The sequence below is a fragment of the Bacteroides cutis genome, from assembly GCF_900241005.1.
Lineage (GTDB): Bacteria > Bacteroidota > Bacteroidia > Bacteroidales > Bacteroidaceae > Bacteroides > Bacteroides cutis.
Window position 1 is genome coordinate 286229 of record NZ_OEST01000003.1, and the last position, 23860, is coordinate 310088.

The following is a 23860-nucleotide window of genomic DNA, read 5'->3' on the forward strand; positions in this document are numbered from 1 at the left end:
AGCCATAAATTAGACTATTTGCGGACACCCATTACCCGGTCAAACTCCACTTTCAGGAATCTGACGAATCGTCCGTTCTTCTCACGGTTGATCTGATGGAATTGCAGAATACCGTAAACTGAATCACGAGAGAGTTTGAATTTCTCCATCGCCTCCTTGACGGTGTAGTATTCCGCCTTGCTCTCCTGTTCGGAACTCTTCGAGAGGTCGAAGTGGAGCTTTGAGTAGAATATCTGCCCATGCTCTTTCTTGGAGGGAATGTTGTTCCGATACACTTGCGAACGGATGGCGACACGTGTCATGCCGTACTTCTCCTGAATCTCTTCCGGTGTGTACCATTCGGTAAGGTCGGAATCCACCTCGTATTTGGCAAAGGCGGCATCGATATGTTTCTTGCTGTAATAGTTGAACTGGCGTATTCTCACCTTCGGCACTTTATGTTGCCGTGTGTAAGTCCACACCCATTTGGCGTTGACTTTATATTTTTCCGCAATCTCTTCGGCGGTGTAATACTCGGAGATGTTGAAGTCGTTTTTTGCAACCAGTCGTTCGTAAGGTTTGCTTTTGAGCATTAACTCTATGTCTGCACGCCTTACCAAAGCCATTCTTCCGCTAATTCGGGATGCTCTAAGTTTATCCTCTTTGACTAATTTATAAATGTACTGACGGCTTACGCCCATCAATCGGGCAGCCTGCGAGAAAGTGAAATATTCCTGCTTCTCCAGACTGGAGCGCAGCTCCTGCATTTCTTGAATATGGCGCAGTTCCATTTTGCGCTCCTTGATACGATGTTTGTAACCTCGCTTCGAGCATTGAGGGCTACAATAACAGGTCGTTGTTTTCTGTGCGATGAATGGTTTTCCGCACCATTGACAAATTCTCTTTACTTCCATATTTCCTATATCATTTTCTCTGTTTTTTTATTTCCCTTTTTGTCTACACATGTAAACCATTGTCAACACACGTCAACTAATGCGTCACTGTGACATTCGGGCTAACCGTGAATTTCTGTCGCGGTAGAAATATGATAGAAAAATATGGATAAAAACCGTTATCTCCAAATACGGACTGGAAAGTGTTAAAATAGAAAAGTCGCTGATATACAGCGACTTTATTCTAAATGATTATAGTTGGTTACGGCTGTTTCCAAGCCATCATTTGCCGATGCAGAAATGTTCAAATATATTCCCTAACACCATATCATTTGTTACCTCCCCTGCAATATCACTCAAATGGAATATGCATTCCCGGATGTCTTGAGAAACGAAATCTCCGGAAAGATTGTTGGCTAAGCCTTCCTGAACTCTGTGAATTGCTTCTAGTGCATTTGTCAATGCCTCGTAGTGGCGGATATTGGTAACGATGACATCGTTTGAGGTGACTGTAGGAAGGTTGGCGGCAGCTATCAACAGTTGTTGAAGTTCTTCGATATGCTCACGCTTTTTTGCTGAAATGACGATAGACTTTACGTTATCAGGGAAGTCTATGGGGGGGAAGTTTTGGATGTCTGATACTAAGTCGGCTTTGTTACATACAAGGATCAGTTGCTTGCCTTCACAACGAGGAAGTATTTGTTGGGATAATTGTACGATCTGGGTAGTCACATCTGTGGCATCTATCATCCAGAGGACGATTTCAGCTTGCTCCAGTTTCTGGAATGTACGTTCGATACCAAGGTTTTCGATCGTATCATTAGTTTCGCGGATACCTGCCGTATCAATAAATCGGAAAGTGATACCGCCTATATTAACTGTATCTTCTATCACATCACGGGTAGTGCCATGAATATCGCTGACAATGGCTTTTTCTTCATTGAGCAAGACATTGAGTAAAGTAGATTTGCCTGCATTTGTTTCACCGATGATGGCTACAGGAACACCGTTCTTGATAGCATTGCCTACACTGAAAGAATCTGCCAATCGAGAAATAACTTTTTCAATGTTGTCCGCTAACCGGCAAAGCTCTGAACGATCGGCAAATTCCAGTTCCTCGTGGTCGCTGAAATCCAGTTCAAGTTCGATGAGAGAGGTGAAATGTAGTAACTGATCACGCAAGGAAGTAAGTTCTTTACTGAAACCACCACGCATTTGGCTCATGGCGAGACGATGGGTGGCAGCGGAGGATGAAGCGATAAGGTCGGCAACGGCTTCTGCTTGACTTAAATCCATTTTCCCGTTGAGGAATGCACGCTGGGTATATTCACCCGGTTGTGCCATACGGCAACCATTGGTAATGAGTAATTGCAAAACTTTTTGCAGGATATAGACTGAACCGTGGCAGGTAATTTCTGTGCTGTTTTCTCCCGTATAGGAATGAGGGGCGCGAAACAAGCTGACAAGTACTTCATCAATAATTTCGGATCCTTCATGGATTCGTCCGAAGGTGAGGGTATAAGGTTTGCTATCTTTCAGCTTCTTGCCCATTGCGGCAGGAGTGAAGATGCGGGAAGTAATTTCGATGGCTTCCGGGCCGGATACACGAATACATCCGATGGCTCCTCCTTGAGCGGTGGCTATGGCACAAATAGTATCTTGGTTCATGATTTTCAGCTTGTTTTATTTGAAAAAGATAATAGTTTCCTTACAAAATAAATTTATGCCTGTGTCAGTTATTGGCTTTTATCGTAACCTTATATAAACCAATAGGCATGGAAGGCAGTATGAATGAGATTATTACTAAGTCTTATTCATTAGGGGCCATCTGAGGAAAACGGTATAGACTTTGTCGCAAGGTGTTTAAATACGATCGAGTACTTTCTGAATAAGATGGTCGATCGTATTTTTATATCCTGTATTAGCTTCTTTTATCAGGCGGTTTGCGATTACCATGCATACGGTCATAGCTTTGTGTCCCATTAAGCGGCTAAGTCCTGCCAAGGCAGAACTTTCCATTTCAAAGTTTGTGATGTGGCAGCCGTTATATTCAAATTTTTCAATCTTGTCATTTTGATGTGGATCAGCCAATGGCACGCGGAGTTCACGTCCTTGAGGACCGAAGAAACCGCCGGCAGCAATTGTTACGCCACGTACCATATCCTCTTGCGCAATGCGGTCTATCAATTCAGCATTGGCATCGATGACGTATGGGGCGGGGGCACACATGTTGCCCGACCATCCCATGTAATTCAGGAATGCACGTTCAAAGGGAAGATCACACACCGAATTACGCCCGGCATAGAAATTCAGAAGACCATCAAAACCAATGGATTTTGTGGAACATACGAAGGTTCCTACCGGAGTATATGGTTGTAAACCGCCACACGTGCCGATGCGTACCAGTTCCAGTTGGCGTAGTTGCGGTTTCTCTTCGCGAGTCTTGAAATCAATGTTTGCCAAAGCATCCAGTTCATTCATCACAATGTCGATATTGTCACAGCCGATACCTGTGGAAACAACCGTGATACGTTTGCCTTTGTAAGTACCGGTGATGGTCTTGAATTCACGGCTTTCTACCTCACATTCTTTAGTATCGAAATGAGAAGCGACTAATGCTACTCGTCCGGGATCACCTACTAAGATAACCTTATCTGCCAGCCATTCAGGTTTGACGTGGAGATGGAAAACTGAACCGTCTTCATTGATAATCAGTTCGGAAGATGCAAAATACTTTTTCATATCCATAGTTTTAATTCGTTGGTTTATAAAAAAACGCCGGAATGCGGTTTCTGTTCACCGGTTCCGACGTTTCTATAAGTTTGTTTACCGGTTTATTTACTTAGCGGTTGTGTAGAAGGACCGGTGGTCGGTTTGGCAATATTTTCACGCATGGAAGTATCGGCTTCAATATTTTTCATCCGATAATAATCCATGATACCCAGATTCCCGCTACGGAAAGCTTCTGCCATGGCCTTAGGTACTTCTGCTTCTGCTTCGATTACTTTGGCTCGGGCTTCCTGTGCTTTGGCTTTCATTTCCTGCTCACTGGCAACTGCCATAGCACGACGTTCTTCGGCTTTTGCCTGTGCAATATTCTTGTCAGCATTCGCTTGATCTATTTGCAAGGCAGCACCGATATTTTTACCTATATCAATGTCGGCGATATCAATGGATAAGATTTCAAAAGCGGTACCGGCATCCAGACCTTTGCGGAGCACAAGTTTAGAAATAGAATCTGGATTTTCCAATACTGACTTATGATTTTCGGAAGAACCGATGGAAGATACGATACCTTCGCCTACACGGGCGAGGATAGTATCTTCACCTGCACCACCCACCAGTTGACGGATATTGGCACGTACCGTTACACGCGCTTTGGCTATCAGCTGGATACCGTCTTTTGCAACTGCGGTAACAGGAGGCGTATCAATAACTTTCGGGTTTACTGACATCTGTACAGCCTCAAACACATCACGGCCGGCAAGGTCAATAGCAGTAGCCATCTGAAACGGCAGTTCGATGTTGGCTTTGGAAGCTGATACCAGTGCGTGCACTACCTTTTCAACGTGACCGCCGGCAAGGTAGTGAGCCTCCAGTTCGTCACGGGTTATGTTGCTCAAGCCGGCTTTGTGCGCTTCAATCAGACCCGGCACGATGATGTAAGGAGGTACATTACGGATACGCATGAGGAATAGTTGTACCAATGATATGTTAACTCCTGAGACTTTGGCAGACAGCCATAGGAAAAATGGTACATAATGGAAAAACAGTACCAGAAAAATGATACCTCCTATGATAAGGAAGGCGGTCAGATACATTGTGCTTGGATCCATGTGATTTAGTTATTAATTATTTAATATAAAATATTTACTTCTCAGGGTTTGAACTTTTCTACCAAGATAATTCCATCTGTAATACGGTTTACGATCACCGGAGTTTTCTCATTCATAAATCCGTCTGTAGATTTCACTTCTACGATGTCACCGTTGATTTCAGCATAACCGATAAGTGCAAGCCGGGTAGTAGTGATACCGGTATCTCCAATTTTAACTTTATTTTCTGCACTACGGTCTACTTTCGAGGTGATATTCTTTTTTAATGCTATCTTGTCCAAAGTTTTGGAGCGCATAAACCATACCAATGATCCGATGCAGGCGATAACCGATACGGCGAGAGTAATGAAACCTGCTACCGGTCCCATGTAGGCAAAGGCATAATAGTTGGCATAAATGATACATCCACCTGCCAGGATACCTGCAATACTGATACCCGGAATTATAAATAATTCCACTAAAAACAGAATGACTGCTGCAATGACCAGTACTACGATAATAAGTATGTTCATAGTTATACTATTTAAAGGTTTGCTTCTCTTGATTACGTGCCTTTACACCTGCTTGTTCTGTTTCGACGGCAAGCTGTCGTACCCGTTTTTCGAGGTCAAGGATGGCAGGAGCCATCTTTTCCTTTTCACTCTTAGTTGCACGGATATATTGGTTACGCAAATCTGTAAGTTTATTTTGTTGTTGGTTATAACTCTTTTCCAATTGAAAATATTTTTCGAAAAAAGTTTTAGCCTGTGGAGAACGAAAATCATCTGCTTCGTGATAAACGTGTTCGTCGTCAATCACAAACTCAAAATCATGAGTTTTCTTTACTTGAGGTTTCTGTTGGAAAATTTCTTTTAAACGTTGTTGCGCTTCTTTCACTGCTTTGGAGTCAGTCCAAGTATCTTTTATTGAATGAATTTGAGCAAGCTGAATTAGTTTGTTGTTATCTATGTTTTCATAATTATATACCTGTTTGGAGGAGTTAGGGATGAACACATAGATACAAACTTTTCCTTCGGGCTGATAACGGTCAGAAGCAAACCAACCAAGGTTGTTGAATTCGTCAATGACATACATATAGTCGTTATATGGAGAATTGAAAGGCATACCTACATTTTCTGGAGTCAGATAACTGTCTGTATTTGTATTATATCGTGTGACAAAGATGTCATATCCTCCTATGGAACCGGGACCATCCGCTGCATAATAGATAGTGACACCGTCCGTCAATACATATGGATAATTGGCATTTATCGCTTCATTGATACTACCGGGCAATGGATTTCCTTTACTCCATTCTCCCTGCATTTTGTTACTGGATAGAATGCTTAATGTGCTGTCTTTCTGGAATCTACTATAATAGTTTTTATTACCCAGTTCTGTTTCATAAACAGTACCGCCCTTTCCATTGGGTGTTTGGAAATATTCATCGTACATGAATAGTTTGCCCGACTCCGGACTGATTTTGTAAGCATCGAGAAAATTCTTTTTGTCTACTACAAAACTATCAATGAAACAAACCTGTTCCACTCCTTTTAACATACGGAGGTTGGTTTTGCTCTTTTCAAGAAGTTTTTCTGCTTCGTCGGTAGATCGTTTTCTCTTAGTGAGATCAGTGATATATTCTTCATAGTTTTGAACAGCATCCTCGAAACGATAAATGTCATTATATGCCTGTGCCAGATAAAACTGGCCACTTGGAGTACGCCTTTTTACCGCATTTTCCAGATGTTTCACGGCAATTTCTGGTTCCCCGGTTTTCAGGCAACAAACGCCATACCACAAGTTGTAGTTCCCATTGGAGGGTTGTGATTTAACGAATTTCTTGAAAGCGGGTTTGGCTTGCTCATATTGTCTTTTATCATAGAGCGCTTTGGCTTGTGCCAAAGTTTGTGCCGAAGCACCTATTGCAAAAATACAGAAGAGCAGAAATAGAATATATATTTTTTTCATACGATAATTTGCTTGATTTTTCAGAAGTTCAAAAATACAAATTAATCGTGAATAATACCGTATTCCATAATTCTATTATGTTAATTCTTCTTTAAATCATACTTTTCAGTTATTTTTGCAGCTGTTCATTACAGATTATGTGAATAAATATTAATATGAGTAGAACTGAATGACAAAATATACAGAAGAGGAAAAGACGCTACGCCGCATTGAAAAGAGATTAATGAAAGGGGTAGTAGAATATGGCCTGATAGAAGATGGAGATAAAATCCTTATCGGACTTTCTGGTGGCAAAGATTCATTGGCACTGGTAGAACTGCTTGCACGGCGTGCCCGTATTTTCAAGCCGAAGTTTTCGATAATGGCGGTTCATGTGGTGATGCGGAATATTCCTTATCAGAGTGATGTGGAGTATTTGAGAAAATATGCGGAGTCGTGGGGAGTATCTTTTTTGGTATATGAAACGGAGTTCAATGCAAGTACCGACATTCGTAAGTCTCCTTGTTTTCTTTGTTCCTGGAATAGACGCAAGGCCTTGTTTACAGTTGCTAAGGAACAGGGATGTAATAAAATTGCGTTGGGACACCACATGGATGATATTCTGGAGACCTTGTTGATGAACATTACTTATCAAGGAGCATTCAGTTCGATGCCGCCTCGTCTGGTTATGAAGAAATTTGATATGACGGTCATCCGGCCTATGTGTCTGGTACATGAGACTGATTTGATTGAATTGGCGCAGATGAGGGGATATCGGAAACAGGTAAAAAACTGCCCATATGAGACGCAATCAAGCCGTAGTACGATGAAAGGGATATTGCGTCAATTGGAGGAGATGAATCCGGAAGCACGCTATAGTTTGTGGGGAAGTATGAGTAATATTCAGGAAGAATTGTTACCTATCTCTCATGTTTCTAAAACAGAAATGGAATAGTCTATACTATAAATCATTAAACATTAACTATAAATTATTAATATGAAAGTATTTTATACCATTTTGTTATTGATAGTGTCTAACGTCTTTATGACGTTTGCGTGGTATGGGCATTTGAAGTTACAGGAAATGAAAGTTATATCTAATTGGCCTCTTTATGCTGTCATATTGTTTTCATGGGGAATTGCCTTAGCGGAGTATTCTTTTCAAATTCCGGCGAACCGGATTGGCTTTATAGGCAATGGCGGTCCGTTTTCACTCATGCAACTAAAGGTTATTCAAGAGGTTATTACGTTGATTATCTTTACGATATTTACAACGGTACTCTTCAAAGGAGAAGCACTGCATTGGAATCACTTTGTAGCCTTTGTATGTTTAGTACTGGCGGTGTACTTCGTGTTTTATAAATGACAATTTATTTGATTTATGGTTTCATGAGTAGTTTCAATTGTACCTCGCACCTCGTCAAATCATAAATCAAATAAACTCCTATTTTTTCCCTGTATACTTTTCCATCCCTTTCGTGAAGAACGTTTGGAGTTCTCCTTTCTTATTGGTGTAAATAAAACAAGCATCAATATCCGGATGTGCATCAGCAAAGCGTTCGGCTTCTTTTAATCCCATCACCATAAATGCTGTGGCGTATGCGTCGGCACTCATACAGTCCTTGGCAATGACGGTGGCGGACAAGATGTTGTGTTGAATCGGATAACCCGTACGCGGGTCAATGGTATGGGCATATTTCTTTCCGTCTTTGTAATAGTAATTACGGTAATTACCGGAGGTAGCTATACCTACATTGGTGACTTCCAGCACAGTTTGTAATTCTTGATTTATGGCCAGTGAATCGTCAATCGGTTTATTGATACCGATACGCCAGAGATTGTTTTTCGGATTTTTTCCATGGACTACAACTTCCCCGCCTATATCTACCATAAAATTATGGATACCTTTTTCCTGTAGGAGTTGTGCGATGATATCCACCGCATATCCTTTAGCCACAGCGCTGCAAGAAAGCATGATACGCGGGTCTTGTTTCATTACTTTTCCTTCTTCAGTCAGTACAACTTTGGCGTATCCGGTAATATCTAGCAAGCTGTCTATCATAATAGAATCAGGAAATCTACCTTTTTTGAAACCGAACCCCCATGCATTTGCTAAGGGGGCTACCGTTATATCGAAAGCACCGTTCGTTTCTTTGGATATCTCCATACTTCGACGGAATACATTGATAAAGAAAGTATCGGCAACGATGTTTTCATTACGGTTGATACGGGTAATGGTTGCCGTATCGTTAAAAGGGGATAGAGAACCATCGAAACGTTTGAGCTCAGTTTCGATTTCATCTTTCAGATTTCCATCATATTGATAAGTGATGTTATAAATCGTGCCAAAAATCAATCCACTGGTAGTCTGATAAGGAACCATGTGGTTGTGGCGCGCAAGTATCCAAATTGTACCCAATGCCAATAGGGCAATCCATAAAAAATTTCGTTGTACTTTCTTATCCATAATTGTAATATCTGAGGAAAAGTTAGTTAAAGAATAAATGCTCAATTAATATTTTTGTTCCGATAAGGACAAGAATAATTCCTCCCCATAATTCTGCATGTAATTTGCGAGCAATGCCGCAACCAAAGCGTATTCCGAAGAATAGACCTATCATAGACAAGATAAATGAAACGAAGCCAATGACGCCGATGGGAGAAAGTATGCCCGATATTCCTTTGATACCAAGAAAAGCGAATGATACACCTATTGCCAATGCATCAATGCTGGTAGCTACTGCCAAAGCTAGAACTACTTTTAATTGGGTAGGGTCATACTCGTGTTTACAGTTATCATCTTTAAAGGATTCTTTTATCATACGTCCGCCTAGGAAGGCCAGAATTCCGAACGCAATCCAGTGGTCTATACTCTCTATCAAATGACTGAAAGTGCTGGCGCAAATCCATCCTAACAAAGGCATAAGGGCTTGGAAGAGACCGAAAAAAAATGCCATTGTCAACATTGATCGCATCTGAATACGTTTCATGATAATTCCGCTGGCTATGGAAACTGCAAAACAATCCATCGCAAGTCCCACGGCAAGCAGCCAGATTTCTAAGTTAGTCATTGTCTGATTTATTTTAGAATGGTAGTTTATACGTTATGGTGTAAGTCACTCCCATTGTGTTTCCGCTATATTTTCCATATCCTGGTACATACCAAGGGTCACCATGTTCATAGGTGGAAGATGACATACGAAATTTAAAACGGATAGCCCATCCCATGTACAACTCTTTCCATATATGCGCCCTTATACCGACACAAAATTCAAGCCATTGCATGGAACCTTTCATTCCTTTGTAGTTGAAGGGCATGCTGCTTCCCCAGATATTATCTTCCAGATTAGGATTACCTATACTTCCACCATATGCAGGGTCATTTATGGCAAGCGACTCTATATCATATTTAAAGCTACTTACACCATAACGTAGTCCGACAAGTAACTTATGTTGAAACTTCTTCTTGAACAATGCATTATAGTCCATTCCGATACGGAAATAGGGCGCTCCGCTTTTGTAATGTATACCTTTGTCGCTCCAGGTATCTGTTGAACCATATCCAATTTCTGCAATAGGAAAAAATCTATTTTTAAGGTTAACATCCAATACTACTTCCGAACTCAAAAAGTCACCTCCTATAACTTTACTACCCAGTCCCCATAAATCCACACCAACAGAAACACCATTGTAGAGCGGATAATACACTTCTTCCTTCGCGTCCTTCTTTTCCGTAGGAGGCGGTACGCTCTTTGGAGAGGAGGAAGTGTTTCGGTTCTGTGCCCATAACGGGAAAGACATCAGCAAACAAAGTGCCAGACTAATAGAATAGTTTAAGATTTTCTGTCCCATAAATACTGGCTTCTTTATTTAAAAGATAGACGGAGTCTAATTTGTGATAACTACATTTTACTCTGTTGATAGACTGTTTCATCTGATATCCGCAATCCATTGACAGGAAATAGGGCGTGTTGGTCTGGTAAATGATGACCGTATCCGTCAATGTTTTGCTGTAATGGAATATAAGTACGGTTGAATCGGCTGTATATCTTAACGGTAATGACAAGTCTTTTACCTTTTTCTGGTTATTGATAATGATAGAATCTGTACCGTATGCAGTTATCGTTAGTGAATCAAGAGTATCTTTGGATACTACATCTGTTTCTTTGTCGATAGTATAGAGGTAACATTGCATCATGGCACGTGTTGCCATAGAACAATCCGCTTCTTCTGAACATGATACGACTACACTCAGCATAGGGTATAGGATAGCTCCGAATATGATAAATCTGATTAATCTTTTCATTGTTAAATCATTTTCTCGATTTGATACTTGTTACGTTCGGGGGCGTTACGTGAAATCAACTCACCGAGGAAACCGGCAACGAATAATTGTGTACCGATAATCATGGATGTCAGTGACAAATAAAAATAAGGAGAGTCTGTGACGAGCCGATAGGGTAATCCATTGTACATGTGATACAGTTTGCTAGCACCTACAATAACGACGGATATGAAACCGAGCACGAACATCAATGAACCCAATAGACCAAAAAAATGCATAGGTTTTACACCGAAAGCAGACAAAAACCAGAGTGAAATCAGATCCAGGTAGCCATTGACAAAACGGTTCAGGCCAAATTTAGTTTTCCCGTATTTACGTGCTTGATGATGTACTACTTTCTCACCTATCTTACTGAAACCGGCATTCTTCGCTAAATAGGGAATGTAGCGGTGCATTTCACCGTATACTTCGATATTTTTTACGACTTCTTTCCTGTAAGCTTTCAGTCCACAGTTAAAGTCGTGCAGGTTCTTGATACCGGATACTTTACGGGCGGTTGCATTAAACAGCTTGGTGGGCAATGTCTTTGACAACGGGTCATACCGTTTTTGTTTCCAGCCGGATACCAGATCATAGCCGTCCTGCATAATCATGCGGTAAAGTTCCGGTATTTCATCCGGGCTATCTTGCAAGTCAGCATCCATTGTAATTACCACGTCACCTTGAGCTTGCTCAAAGCCACAATAAAGTGCCGGTGACTTACCATAATTGCGACGGAACTTGATACCCCGTATTTTTTCAGATTTAGCTTGTAATTCTTCAATTACCTGCCAGGAACGATCGGTACTTCCGTCATTGATGAAAATCACTTCGTATGAGAAACCATTGGTTTTCATCACCCGGTCAATCCATGTGAACAGTTCCGGAAGTGATTCTTCTTCATTATACAAAGGAACGACAACTGAAATATCCATCTGTTTATTAATGATTTTATGGTTTACAATTGAAATAGGTTATTATTATTGTCATTTTTTCGTAATTCATTTTTCTTACGTCTCATAACAAACAACGCTGTAGGGATGCCCAATAATGAACCACAGAAAACATTCCATGAAACCAATTGCATGGTTATATCTATCGGAGTGAGAGATCTTGCCATATTTAAAGTATCTCGGAATACATCGGTATAAACTTTCATTTCGGGAATGTTGCTTTGGGCGAGAATGTCTATCTGCGCTTCGTAGGCATTGATTACAAAGCCATGATCGATGAAACGGAAATAGATATAATGTGCCACAGCAGTCAGCAGTGCAGCAAACATATACATAAAAACCGTGAATACCCACGCGTGCAGGAAGCTGATGCCGCCTCCGCATACCTGATTGCGATACATTCGTGTGTAATAATATCCCATAAAAGGAACACATAGAGTAAGTCCCACGAAAAGGAAAGATAGAAACGGTACTGTCAAACCTAAAGGAAACAGAACGAATTTTAAAATCCAGTATCCTCCCATATATGTACCGAACAGCATTGCATATCTTTGCATGTAACCTTTATTTTCTGTCATTTTTCTAAGAAATATGCTGCAAAGTTATAAATAATATTGGTTGTAACGCTTTGTCTACCTGTTAAAGTTGAAAAAAGTTGGAGTAGGGTATTGCAGGTTTAAAAAAAATGCCTACCTTTGCACCCGCAAACATGGGTAAGTCCTATACGGCCAGCTCCCTTCAAATCCTCCAGGGCTTGATCGCAGCAAAGGTAGTTGGTTGTAGCGGCGCGATATAGTAAGCTTACCCACCCCTGCCTCTTTAGCTCAGTTGGCCAGAGCACGTGATTTGTAATCTCGGGGTCGTTGGTTCGAATCCGACAAGAGGCTCAGAAAAGAGATGTATTAGAAATTGTATTTCTCTTTTTTTATCAACAAAAAGAGGTGGCAGATCCGAAGGAGCTGCCACCTCTTACTTTTCACTAACACATGTTTATCTACTAACCTTCAAAAATGCACTTATTTTATTCTTGTATACCCATATGCTGCATTACTGCCAAGCTCTTCTTCGATGCGCAGTAGTTGATTGTATTTGGCCATACGGTCTGAACGGCTCAATGAACCAGTTTTGATTTGTCCGCTGTTGGTGGCGACTGCAATATCGGCAATCGTTGCATCTTCTGTTTCACCGGAACGGTGGGAGGTAACAGTGGTATAGCCGTGGCGATGAGCCATTTCAATGGCATTCAAAGTCTCTGTCAGAGAACCGATTTGGTTTACCTTAATCAAGATAGAATTGGCGCAACCTTTTTCAATACCCATAGCAAGGAAATCTACGTTAGTAACGAAGAGATCATCACCTACCAACTGACAACGGTTGCCAATACGTTGGGTCAGTTTTTCCCAACCTTTCCAGTCATTTTCACTCATACCGTCTTCGATAGAGTCGATCGGATAATTATTAATCAATTCTTCCAGATAATCTATCTGTTCATCGGCGGTACGTTTCTTGCCCTTTTCACCTTCAAACTTAGTATAATCGTAAATACCGTCATGGTAGAATTCGGAAGAGGCGCAGTCCATGGCAATCATTACATCCTTACCCGGTTGGTAGCCTGCTGTCTTGATAGCTGCAATAATCGAGTTCAAGGCATCTTCCGTACCATCCAATGCAGGTGCAAACCCTCCTTCATCACCTACGGCAGTACTAAGCCCTCGGTCTTTCAGGACTTTCTTCAGCGCATGGAATACTTCGGCTCCGATACGTAACCCTTCATGGAACGATTTTGCACCTATAGGACGTATCATAAATTCCTGAAAGGCAATAGGAGCGTCACTATGTGAACCACCATTGATGATGTTCATCATAGGAACCGGCATCACATATGTATTTGTTCCACCTATATAGCGGTAGAGAGGCATGTCAAGATAAGCAGCCGCAGCTTTGGCAACAGCCAGTGATACGCCAAGTATAGCATTCGCGCCGAGGTTTGATTTCGTTTTTGTACCATCCAGGGCCAACATGGCATGATCAATGCCCATTTGGTCGAGGGCAGACATACCGACTATTTCAGGAGCAATGATATCATTTATATTGTTTACAGCTTTCAGAACACCTTTGCCACCATAACGATTTTTATCACCATCACGTAGTTCCAATGCTTCATGCTCACCGGTAGATGCGCCAGATGGGACAGATGCGCGGCCCATAAATCCCGATTCTAATATTACATCAACCTCAACGGTTGGGTTACCTCTTGAATCAAGAATTTCGCGTCCGATAATCTTTTCTATTTTCATATTGTTTTATTTTTTAGTATGAATTCTACGCTTATAACAAACGAAAACGGAAAATTGTTTAGCTGCTCAGACTTTTATTACAATTCCCAATAAGGAAGTCAGATCCATGGCTTGCATTGTGTTGACGATAGCTCCACGTATGTCGGGAAGATTGACACGAATACCTTCTATATGCGAATCGCTCAAGTCAATACCTTTTAGCGGAGTGTGTGAAAACTCAGTCTCAATTAGTTCGCAATTACTAAAGGCGATGGAGGTCAGTTTACAATCGTTTATGTCGCTGTTACGTAAATCACAGGTAGAGAAATGTGCCTGGTTGATCTTGCTCATGGAGAGGTTAAGGTAGTGGGCGTTGCAATCTTTCATAAAAAGATGGTTCAAGGTACTTTCTGATAGATTGGTACCCACCAGCTTGCAAGAAACGAACTCAACGCGAAACAAGGAACTCTCAACAAAAGAAATATTGGATAAATCACAATTTTCAAAACATACATCCGTGAAATGGGTCGATTTCAATTTGCAGGCATTAAACTGGATGTGGCTGAAAGTACAATTTTTAATAGTCTTATAAGAACAATTAATATCTTTCTCCGCCTGTTGGCTGAAATGGATACCTCTGACGGTTTCTTCCCTTTCGAGCCACTCTTTCAAGGACTTATCGCTTTTGATTTGTCCTTCCAAAGTGGGAGGGACAATCCGTACAGGGGGCATGATGTGGAGTCTGTTTGATTTTGGCATTTTTTTTGAGTATCGGATTGTTTAGAAATAAATCGGTGTAGCCTGTTCAACGCCCTAGGACTCCTCCTGTAAAAGCTGCCATAATGCTCAATAGGACACTTAATAAGATATATAGGAAAAACTCACCATAAAATCCTTGTTTCAACATTATCAGTCCGTCATTGCTGAAAGTGGAGAAAGTGGTGAAACCGCCGCATAAACCGGTAGTGAGCAACATACGTATTTCAGTGGACAAGTTGAAACGAGCCGACCAGGCATAAAATAGTCCGATAAGGAAACTGCCAAGAATATTGACGGTGAACGTTGCCCACGGAAAAGCGTAGGGTACTATTCGTTCGTGTAGCGCCATTTGCATGCAATAGCGCAACAAGCTACCTGTACCACCGCCAAGAAATATGCATATCAGTATTTTACTCATAGATTGTTTGAATGATTTTCTGATTGCAAAGGTAATGAAGATGGAGGGATTTTTTTCAATAACAGTTGAATTTATTTGTAATGTGAATTGGCTAAAGATACTTTTTAAGCAGTGGGTAGTTATAATATATAACTTTTGACTCAATACCGATATAAACGTTTTTCGTACCTATATAGAGTATCTTTCGTACTCTTATAAACTTAGAACGAAGATTTCATTTATGGAAACGAAATCTTCGTTCTAAGTTTGTCTTACCTCTAAACAGATTTTATATCTTATACAGTTTATGTTTGTATAGAGAGTTGCTTGTCTTGTTGTCTGATCAAAAGAAGCGGTGATTAAAATGTGTTTGTTAAAGCCTTTATTTATTATGTTAATTGTTAACTTATTTATGGTTTTGCTAAACCATGTTATAAGACGAGGCTATTGTTTCTTGAAATTTGGAGATTTTCCAAAAGTTCGTACATTTGCATTGTGTTTTTCATAGTATTAGATTTAAGGTTAACAAAAAGATTGGCTGTCTGTGATAGATAGCCTTTTTTTGTACTTTTATGTCTTATGCAAACGTTTGCCGACAAATCGGATATCTTTTCACTTTATTACTTCTGATATTGTTTCTTTCCTACTTATATTTGCATCACGAACATTATTTTAAACCATAACATGAAAAACATGAAAGTAATTTGTACTAAATTGGCCTGCTTTCTGCTTGTATTGTTTATAAGCAGTACGGCAATGGCAGAGAGTATTACCTCTCCCAACGGACAACTTCAACTGAACTTTTCGGTAAACGATCAAGGCGAACCTGTCTATGCACTTTTCTATAAAGGAAAAGCTGTAATCAATCCTTCTAAACTTGGTCTGGAACTGAAAAATGATCCGGGACTGATGAATGGATTTACTCTGGCTGATGTCAAGACCGTTACGCTTGATGAAACGTGGGAACCGGTATGGGGCGAAGTTAAGAAAATCCGTAATCACTACAATGAACTGGCTGTGACTCTGAAGCAAAAAGCTCAGGATCGTAATATGATTATTCGTTTTCGTCTTTTTGATGACGGACTTGGTTTCCGTTATGAATTTCCTTTACAAAAGAACTTGAATTACTTCGTTATCAAGGAAGAACATTCTCAGTTTGCCATGACCGGTGACCATACGGCATTCTGGATACCGGGCGATTACGATACTCAAGAATATGATTATACTGAATCCAAATTATCTGAAATTCGTGGCCTGATGAAAGGGGCTATTACTGAAAACTCTTCACAGACACAATTCTCTCCTACGGGAGTTCAGACTTCTTTACAGATGAAAACGGCCGATGGTCTGTATATCAATCTCCACGAGGCTGCTTTGGTTGATTATTCTTGTATGCACTTGAATTTGGATGATAAGAATTTTGTTTTTGAGTCTTGGCTTACTCCTGATGCGGTGGGTGATAAGGGATATTTGCAAGCTCCTTGTAAATCGCCGTGGCGTACGGTTATCGTTAGCGATGATGCTCGTGATATCCTTGCTTCTAAGATTACTCTGAACTTGAATGAGCCTTGTGCCTATGAAGATGTTTCTTGGATTAAACCGGTGAAATATGTCGGTGTTTGGTGGGAAATGATTGCAGGTAAAAGTACTTGGGCTTATACAGATGATTTGCCTTCCGTTAAATTGGGTGAGACTGATTATTTGGAAACCAAGCCCAATGGCCGTCATGGTGCTAATAATGAAAATGTAAAGAGATATATTGACTTTGCTGCCGAACACGGTTTTGACCAAGTATTGGTAGAAGGATGGAACGAAGGCTGGGAAGATTGGTTTGGAAAATCAAAAGATTATGTATTCGATTTCGTGACTCCTTATCCCGATTTTGATGTCAAGATGTTGAATGCATACGCTAAGAATAAAGGCGTGAAACTGATGATGCACCATGAAACTTCTTCTTCTGTACGCAATTATGAACGTCACATAGACAAAGCCTATCAGTTCATGGTGGATAATGGATATAATGCCGTAAAGAGTGGTTATGTGGGAGATATCATTCCTCGCGGTGAACATCATTACGGACAATGGATGAATAATCACTATCTCTATGCAGTGAAGAAAGCGGCTGACTACAAGATTTGTGTAAATGGACATGAGGCTGTACGTCCTACTGGTTTATGCCGTACATTTCCTAATCTGATTGGCAATGAATCTGCCCGTGGCACTGAATATGAAGCATTCGGTGGCAGTAAACCGTTCCATACTACTTTGCTGCCGTTTAATCGCCTGATTGGTGGCCCGATGGACTATACTCCGGGTATTTTCGATACGAAATTGGATTTTATGGGTGACAGACCTCACGGGCAGGTACAAACGACCCTTGTCAAACAAATGGCTCTATATGTTACTCTCTATAGCCCATTACAGATGGCTGCTGATTTGGTGGAAAACTATGAGAAGCATATGGATGCTTTCCAGTTCATTAAAGATGTAGCTGTAGACTGGGATGATAGTAAGTATATTGAAGCAGAACCTGGCGACTACATCACCGTAGCTCGTAAAGCAAAGGGAACCGGTAACTGGTTCGTGGGTGGTATTACAGATGAGAATGCACGTGTGGCCAACTTTACTCTTGATTTCCTTGAGCCGGGTAAGCAGTATGTTGCTACCTTATATGCAGATGGTAAAGATGCAGACTACAAAGATAATCCTACATCTTATCAAATAAAGAAAGGGCTTGTGACTCATAAAACAAGGATGTCTGTAAGAGAAGCCCGTAGCGGTGGTTTTGCTTTAAGTTTGATTGAAGCTACTCCTGCTGATAAAAGGACTGTGAAGAAATGGAAATGATCAAGGTAAAAAGAGTTTTTGATTAGGCATTAGTTGGCTCCCCACAGATTTTAGTTCTATGGGGAGTTTTTTATGGAAACTTCTTTGTACCTTTGCACTCGTTAATAAAATAACTAATAACACAAAGAACTTATGGGAGGTTTTTTCGGAACAGTCGCCAAGGTAAGTTGCGTGGCAGACTTGTTTTACGGCACGGATTATAATTCGCATTTAGGGACAAAACGCGGTGGATTAGCAACATACGATGCAGTAAGTGCAGTATTTACGCGTTCCATCCATAATTTGGAAAGTACTTATTTCCGCACAAAGTTTGAAGACGAACTGGATAAGTTCAAAGGAAATGCCGGTATTGGAATTATCAGCGATACAGATCCTCAACCCCTTATTCTGAACTCTCATTTGGGTAGATTTGCTATCGTGACGGTGGCTAAAATTGTGAATTTGCAGGAACTGGAAACTGATTTGTTAGCACAGAATATGCACTTTGCCGAATTAAGTTCCGGAAAGACTAATCAAACAGAGCTTATCGCATTGCTCCTTATTCAAGGCAAGACGTTTGTGGAAGGAATAGAAAACGTATTTAAGCATATCAAGGGGTCTTGTTCCATGTTGTTGCTTACGGAAGATGGTATTATAGCTGCTCGTGATCAATGGGGACGTACACCTATTGTTATTGGTAAAAAAGAAGGTGCTTATGCTGCAACAAGTGAGTCAAGCAGTTTTCCTAATCTTGGTTATGAAATAGATCGTTATTTGGGACCGGGTGAAATCGTCCGTTTGCGTTCTGATGGGGTGGAGCAGATACGTAAACCTGATGAAGAAATGCAGATTTGCTCGTTTTTGTGGGTTTATTACGGTTTTCCTACGTCTTGTTATGAAGGTAAGAATGTAGAAGATGTTCGTTTTACTTCGGGTTACAAAATGGGACAGAGTGATGATTCTGAAGTGGATTGTGCTTGTGGCATTCCAGATTCCGGTGTAGGTATGGCCCTAGGTTATGCTGAAGGAAAGGGGGTACCTTATCATCGTGCTATATCTAAATATACGCCGACTTGGCCCCGTAGTTTTACCCCCAGCAAACAGGAAATGCGTTCGTTGGTAGCCAAGATGAAACTTATACCTAATCGTGCTATGCTTGAAGGCAAGCGTTTGCTGTTTTGTGACGATTCTATTGTACGTGGTACGCAGTTAAGGGATAATGTGAAAGTACTCTATGAATATGGTGCCAAAGAGGTACATATTCGTATTGCATGTCCTCCGTTGATATACAGTTGTCCATTTGTCGGTTTTACGGCTTCTAAGGGTGATCTTGAATTGATAACCCGTCGTGTTATCAAAGAGTTGGAAGGTGACGAGAATAAAAATCTTGAAAAATATGCTACCACCGGTTCGCCTGAATATGAGCGGATGGTAGAAGTGATCCGTGAACGTTTTGGTCTTTCTTCTTTAAAATTCAATACTTTGGAGACATTGGTTGAGGCTATCGGCTTGCCTAAATGTAAGCTTTGTACACATTGCTTTGACGGTAGCAGTCATTTTTAAGTGACAAAATAGTCGTTTATGAATAAAAAGGGGCGTGAATTGCTTGGCAATTCACGCCCCTTTTTTTACCTTTACAGCAATATAAAAATGAACCAATTTTGATTGTAAATAGTTAAATTGTAAATAATATGACTTTAGTAGAACGTTTTTTAAAGTATGTAAGTTTTGATACCCAGTCTGATGAACTGACAGGGCTTACTCCAAGTACTCCCGGACAAATGCTATTTGCCAAGTATCTCAAAGAAGAATTGACATCTTTAGATTTGGAAGATATAACGTTGGATGAGAACGGTTATTTGTTTGCTACCCTTCCTGCCAATACGGATAAATCTGTGCCTGCTATTGGTTTTATTGCTCATATGGATACAAGTCCTGATATGAGTGGTAAAAATGTATCGCCTCGTATTGTCGAAAATTATGATGGTAAGGATATCGTGCTTTGTGCAGAAGAAAAAGTTATCCTTTCTCCATCACAATTTCCTGAATTGCTTGATCATAAAGGGGAAGATCTCATTGTGACTAATGGAAAAACTCTACTTGGTGCCGATGACAAAGCTGGTATTGCTGAAATTGTTTCGGCCATTGTTTATTTGCAGGAACATCCCGAAATTAAACATGGAAAGATACGTATCGGTTTCAATCCTGATGAAGAAATCGGTGAAGGTGCTCATAAATTTGATGTCGCGAAGTTTGGTTGTGAATGGGCCTATACGATGGACGGAGGTGAAGTAGGTGAACTGGAATTTGAGAACTTCAACGCTGCCGCTGCTAAAATTACTATCAAGGGACGTAATGTACATCCGGGTTATGCTAAGCATAAGATGATAAATTCTATTCGTCTGGCCAATCGTTTTATTGCCATGTTGCCCAGTCACGAGACACCTGAACATACCGAAGGATATGAGGGCTTCTACCATTTGGTCGGTATTACTGGTGGTGTGGAACAAACTACTGTCTCTTATATCATTCGCGATCATGATCGTACCCGTTTTGAAGGGCGTAAAAAAGAAATGGAACATCTTGTTCGTAAAATCAATGCGGAATACGGTGAAGGCACTGCCTTGCTTGAGCTCCGTGATCAATACTACAATATGCGTGAGAAGATTGAGCCGGTGATGCATATTATTGATATTGCTTTCAAGTCCATGGAAGCTGTAGGAGTAGAACCTCATGTAAAAGCTATTCGTGGTGGTACGGATGGTGCCCAGCTTTCTTTTAAAGGATTGCCTTGTCCCAATATTTTTGCCGGTGGATTGAACTTTCATGGAAGATATGAATTCGTTCCCATCCAAAGCATGGAAAAAGCAATGAAAGTTATTGTTAAAATTGCTGAGCTGGTTGCTGCTAAATCCTCTTTGTAATTCTTAAACTTAAAATATAATAACCATGAAAACCACTCCCTTTACAGAGAAGCACATCTCACTCGGTGCTAAGATGCACGAATTTGCAGGCTATAATATGCCTATCGAATATTCCGGTATTATTGATGAACATCTTACGGTTTGCCATAGTGTAGGTGTTTTTGATGTTTCCCACATGGGCGAATTTTGGGTGAAAGGACCACATGCGCTGGAGTTCCTTCAGAAAATAACTTCCAATAATGTAGCGGTTCTTACTCCTGGAAAGGTACAATATACTTGTTTTCCTAATGAAGACGGTGGTATAGTAGATGATTTGCTTGTCTATCATTATGAACCGGAGAAATATCTCCTTGTTGTGAATGCCTCTAATATTGAAAAAGACTGGAATTGGTGTCTTTCTCATAATATTGACGGTGCTGAACTGGAGAATGCTTCCGATCGTATGGCACAGCTTGCAGTACAAGGACCTAAAGCTATTCTTACCTTGCAAAAACTTACTTCCATAAATTTGTTTGAAATGCCATATTATACTTTTACGCATGGTGAATTTGCAGGTGAAAAGGATGTGATAATTTCTAATACAGGTTATACGGGGGCAGGCGGTTTTGAACTGTATTTTTATCCTGAAGCAGCCATGAAAATATGGAATGCTGTGTTTGAAGCTGGAACGGAGTTCGGTATTAAACCTATCGGATTGGGTGCTCGCGATACGCTCCGTCTTGAAATGGGATTTTGTCTTTATGGCAATGATCTTGATGATACTACTTCGCCTATAGAAGCTGGACTCGGATGGATAACTAAGTTTGTGGATGGAAAGAATTTTACTAACCGGTTGATGCTTGAGAAGCAGAAAGCTGCGGGTACAATACGTAAGTTGGTTGGTTTTGAAATGATAGACCGTGGTATCCCTCGTCATGGCTATGAATTGTATAATGCTGAGGGTGTGTCTATTGGGGGCGTTACTTCCGGTACAATGTCTCCTACGCGTAAGATTGGCATTGGAATGGGGTATGTGAAGCCTGAATATAGTAAGGTAGGTACTGAAATCTTTGTCGATATGCGTGGACGTAAACTGAAAGCTGTAGTGGTGAAACCGCCGTTCCGTAAACTTAATGACTGAAGTGATAAATGTATGTAAATCAGAAGCATGGGCGATGTAAATAAGAAAGGGAGTCTTTCAAAAAACTCCCTTTTTTCAGTTATCGAAAACCGAATTATTTCTTACGGTTACCGTAACGGCTCATAAACTTATCAACACGACCGGCAGTGTCAACCAATTTAGACTTACCAGTGTAGAAAGGGTGAGAAGTACTAGAAATTTCCAACTTTACCAACGGATAAGTTTCACCTTCGAATTCGATAGTCTCTTTCGTATTACAAGTAGAACGAGACAAGAACACGTCACCATTTGACATATCTTTAAATACTACCGGACGGTAATTTTCAGGATGAATACCTTTTTTCATTTCAATATTTGTTTATAATTTATATTCTGTTACTATTTTGGTAATAAATAGTGTAATGGTCTTTTTCAGGGTGCAAAGATAATGTATTTCTCCGAAATAGAAAAAAGTTTCAGAAAAAAATAGGTTTATACTTTTTTATTTCTGATTTTTGCAACGTACTAATTTTGTTGATTTATGAAGAAACTACTAATTTTATTCTTTTTCTGCCTTTGTATGGTAACATTGGGAGCGCAGAACTCCGAACGTAATTTGTACAGTGTCGCTTTTTATAATCTTGAAAACCTGTTTGATACTATTCACGATAATGGTAAGAACGATTATGAATTTCTTCCGGACGGAAGTTATAAGTGGACAGCAAAGAAATATGAAGCAAAATTGCAAAATCTCTCTAAAGTATTAAGTTCTCTTTCGCGGAATTTAGTACCCGAAGGTCCTGCCGTGATTGGTGTCGCAGAAGTTGAAAACTGTCATGTATTGACTGATTTGGTGAGCCAATCAGCTATCTCCAACTATAAATTCGTTCATTATGAAGGTCTCGATAAACGTGGTATTGACTGTGCATTGTTGTATGATCCGGAACAGTTCACTGTAACAAATTCCCAACTGGTACTTTCAACTCCTTATCAGGGGGATACTGTACATTTGACGCGTGGCTTTCTGATTGTAGACGGTCTGTTGGCGGGTGAGCGCGTTTGTTTTATAGTCAATCACTGGCCTTCACGCGGGGCTCAATCACCGGTGCGCGTACATGCTGCCAAACAAGTGAAAGCGTTGAAAGATTCGTTGATGCGCAAAGATAAGAAACTGAAGCTTATCGTGATGGGGGATATGAACGATGATCCTATGGATGAAAGCATGCAGGAGTTGGGTGCACGTAAGTATGTAAAGCAAGTGAAAAAGGGTGAATTTTACAACCCTTGGTGGGAAACGTTGGAAGATAAAGGGGTAGGAACGTTACTTTATCGAGGTAAATGGAATTTGTTCGACCAGATTGTTATGTCAAAACCATTGTTGAAAGTAAAAAAAGGATTACGCTATGATCATAATGAAGTGTTTATCCGTGATTATCTTATACAGCAAGATGGAAAGTATAAAGGTTCTCCTTTGCGTACACATGGAGGGCGGACATGGTTGAATGGTTATAGCGATCATTTGCCGACAATCATTTATCTGAGAAAATAGATATGTGATCATGAAAAAATGAACATATAATAATGTGTAAATAGCTACCGGAAAGTAAACTTGCTTTCCGGTTTTTTGTTTTTGTAAATGAATACGTAAAAGATGAGTAAGGGACA

The 23860-nt window shown here is 40.5% G+C and carries 23 protein-coding genes and 1 tRNA gene; 8 read left to right on the forward strand and 16 right to left on the reverse strand.

Annotated elements, in window-relative coordinates:
• Positions 1-14 precede the first annotated feature (14 nt).
• The 6 genes from C1A09_RS08480 to C1A09_RS08505 form a co-directional block, all read right to left on the reverse strand.
• Entirely contained in the window at positions 15-893 is an 879-nt protein-coding gene (locus tag C1A09_RS08480; protein ID WP_010992345.1) for a helix-turn-helix domain-containing protein, read from the reverse strand.
• 261 nt (positions 894-1154) lie between these two features.
• Positions 1155-2540, reverse strand: coding sequence for a tRNA uridine-5-carboxymethylaminomethyl(34) synthesis GTPase MnmE (mnmE, locus tag C1A09_RS08485; RefSeq protein WP_101543123.1), 1386 nt, complete (start codon positions 2538-2540; stop codon positions 1155-1157).
• A 195-nt stretch (positions 2541-2735) separates the two neighbouring features.
• Positions 2736-3614: a nucleoside phosphorylase gene (locus C1A09_RS08490; RefSeq protein WP_101543446.1), complete on the reverse strand. Its 879-nt coding sequence runs from the start codon at positions 3612-3614 to the stop codon at positions 2736-2738.
• 92 nt (positions 3615-3706) lie between these two features.
• Complete coding sequence (gene floA, locus C1A09_RS08495; protein WP_101543124.1) at positions 3707-4708, reverse strand: flotillin-like protein FloA; 1002 nt, start codon at positions 4706-4708, stop codon at positions 3707-3709.
• 41 nt (positions 4709-4749) lie between these two features.
• Positions 4750-5220 (reverse strand): NfeD family protein, encoded by a 471-nt coding sequence (locus C1A09_RS08500; protein ID WP_101543125.1) that lies wholly within the window; start codon positions 5218-5220, stop codon positions 4750-4752.
• A gap of 7 nt (positions 5221-5227) precedes the next feature.
• Positions 5228-6658, reverse strand: coding sequence for a tetratricopeptide repeat protein (locus C1A09_RS08505; protein ID WP_101543126.1), 1431 nt, complete (start codon positions 6656-6658; stop codon positions 5228-5230).
• Between the two features lie 169 nt (positions 6659-6827).
• On the opposite strand from C1A09_RS08505, the gene C1A09_RS08510 reads away from it, so the two are divergent.
• Positions 6828-7592, forward strand: a complete 765-nt coding sequence (locus C1A09_RS08510) for a PP-loop family protein (protein WP_101543127.1) — start codon at positions 6828-6830, stop codon at positions 7590-7592.
• A gap of 42 nt (positions 7593-7634) precedes the next feature.
• A complete protein-coding gene (locus C1A09_RS08515) occupies positions 7635-8003 on the forward strand; it encodes a DMT family protein (protein ID WP_101543128.1) in 369 nt (122 codons plus the stop codon).
• 78 nt (positions 8004-8081) lie between these two features.
• On the opposite strand, the gene C1A09_RS08520 is transcribed toward C1A09_RS08515, so the two are convergent.
• The 6 genes from C1A09_RS08520 to C1A09_RS08545 are packed head-to-tail and all read right to left on the reverse strand — an operon-like array spanning position 8082 to position 12492.
• On the reverse strand, positions 8082-9104 hold the full coding sequence (locus C1A09_RS08520; protein WP_101543129.1) for an FAD:protein FMN transferase: 1023 nt from the start codon (positions 9102-9104) through the stop codon (positions 8082-8084).
• A gap of 22 nt (positions 9105-9126) precedes the next feature.
• Positions 9127-9708: a manganese efflux pump MntP gene (locus C1A09_RS08525; RefSeq protein ID WP_101543130.1), complete on the reverse strand. Its 582-nt coding sequence runs from the start codon at positions 9706-9708 to the stop codon at positions 9127-9129.
• A gap of 13 nt (positions 9709-9721) precedes the next feature.
• Entirely contained in the window at positions 9722-10489 is a 768-nt protein-coding gene (locus C1A09_RS08530) for a DUF6048 family protein (protein WP_101543131.1), read from the reverse strand.
• Positions 10458-10943, reverse strand: coding sequence for a DUF6452 family protein (locus C1A09_RS08535; protein ID WP_101543132.1), 486 nt, complete (start codon positions 10941-10943; stop codon positions 10458-10460). Before C1A09_RS08535 ends, C1A09_RS08530 begins: the two co-directional genes overlap by 32 nt.
• 2 nt (positions 10944-10945) lie before the next feature.
• Positions 10946-11896: a glycosyltransferase family 2 protein gene (locus C1A09_RS08540; RefSeq protein WP_101543133.1), complete on the reverse strand. Its 951-nt coding sequence runs from the start codon at positions 11894-11896 to the stop codon at positions 10946-10948.
• Between the two features lie 23 nt (positions 11897-11919).
• A complete protein-coding gene (locus C1A09_RS08545; RefSeq protein WP_101543134.1) occupies positions 11920-12492 on the reverse strand; it encodes a DUF4199 domain-containing protein in 573 nt (190 codons plus the stop codon).
• Positions 12493-12727: 235 nt separating this feature from the next.
• On the opposite strand from C1A09_RS08545, the gene C1A09_RS08550 reads away from it, so the two are divergent.
• Positions 12728-12801: transfer RNA gene (locus C1A09_RS08550), tRNA-Thr, on the forward strand.
• 129 nt (positions 12802-12930) lie between these two features.
• Here the strand turns inward: C1A09_RS08550 and eno are convergent.
• From eno to crcB, 3 genes are all read right to left on the reverse strand, one after another.
• Positions 12931-14211 (reverse strand): phosphopyruvate hydratase, encoded by a 1281-nt coding sequence (eno, locus tag C1A09_RS08555; protein ID WP_101543135.1) that lies wholly within the window; start codon positions 14209-14211, stop codon positions 12931-12933.
• Positions 14212-14277: 66 nt separating this feature from the next.
• On the reverse strand, positions 14278-14922 hold the full coding sequence (locus C1A09_RS08560) for a pentapeptide repeat-containing protein (protein ID WP_180949197.1): 645 nt from the start codon (positions 14920-14922) through the stop codon (positions 14278-14280).
• Between the two features lie 73 nt (positions 14923-14995).
• Entirely contained in the window at positions 14996-15367 is a 372-nt protein-coding gene (gene crcB, locus C1A09_RS08565; RefSeq protein WP_101543137.1) for a fluoride efflux transporter CrcB, read from the reverse strand.
• Positions 15368-16030: 663 nt separating this feature from the next.
• Between crcB and C1A09_RS08570 the strand changes: the two genes are divergently transcribed.
• The 4 genes from C1A09_RS08570 (at position 16031) to gcvT (ending at position 22216) form a co-directional block, all read left to right on the forward strand.
• Complete coding sequence (locus tag C1A09_RS08570; protein WP_101543138.1) at positions 16031-18193, forward strand: glycoside hydrolase family 97 protein; 2163 nt, start codon at positions 16031-16033, stop codon at positions 18191-18193.
• Between the two features lie 132 nt (positions 18194-18325).
• Positions 18326-19735 carry an amidophosphoribosyltransferase gene (locus C1A09_RS08575; RefSeq protein WP_101543139.1) on the forward strand — a complete coding sequence of 470 codons (1410 nt, stop codon included), beginning with the start codon at positions 18326-18328 and terminating at the stop codon, positions 19733-19735.
• Between the two features lie 128 nt (positions 19736-19863).
• Positions 19864-21096 carry a peptidase T gene (gene pepT, locus C1A09_RS08580; RefSeq protein WP_101543140.1) on the forward strand — a complete coding sequence of 411 codons (1233 nt, stop codon included), beginning with the start codon at positions 19864-19866 and terminating at the stop codon, positions 21094-21096.
• Positions 21097-21121: 25 nt separating this feature from the next.
• Entirely contained in the window at positions 21122-22216 is a 1095-nt protein-coding gene (gcvT, locus tag C1A09_RS08585; protein WP_101543141.1) for a glycine cleavage system aminomethyltransferase GcvT, read from the forward strand.
• Between the two features lie 94 nt (positions 22217-22310).
• On the opposite strand, the gene C1A09_RS08590 is transcribed toward gcvT, so the two are convergent.
• A complete protein-coding gene (locus tag C1A09_RS08590) occupies positions 22311-22562 on the reverse strand; it encodes a type B 50S ribosomal protein L31 (protein ID WP_005835945.1) in 252 nt (83 codons plus the stop codon).
• 174 nt (positions 22563-22736) lie between these two features.
• Between C1A09_RS08590 and C1A09_RS08595 the strand changes: the two genes are divergently transcribed.
• A complete protein-coding gene (locus C1A09_RS08595) occupies positions 22737-23744 on the forward strand; it encodes an endonuclease/exonuclease/phosphatase family protein (protein ID WP_101543142.1) in 1008 nt (335 codons plus the stop codon).
• Positions 23745-23860: the final 116 nt, after the last annotated feature.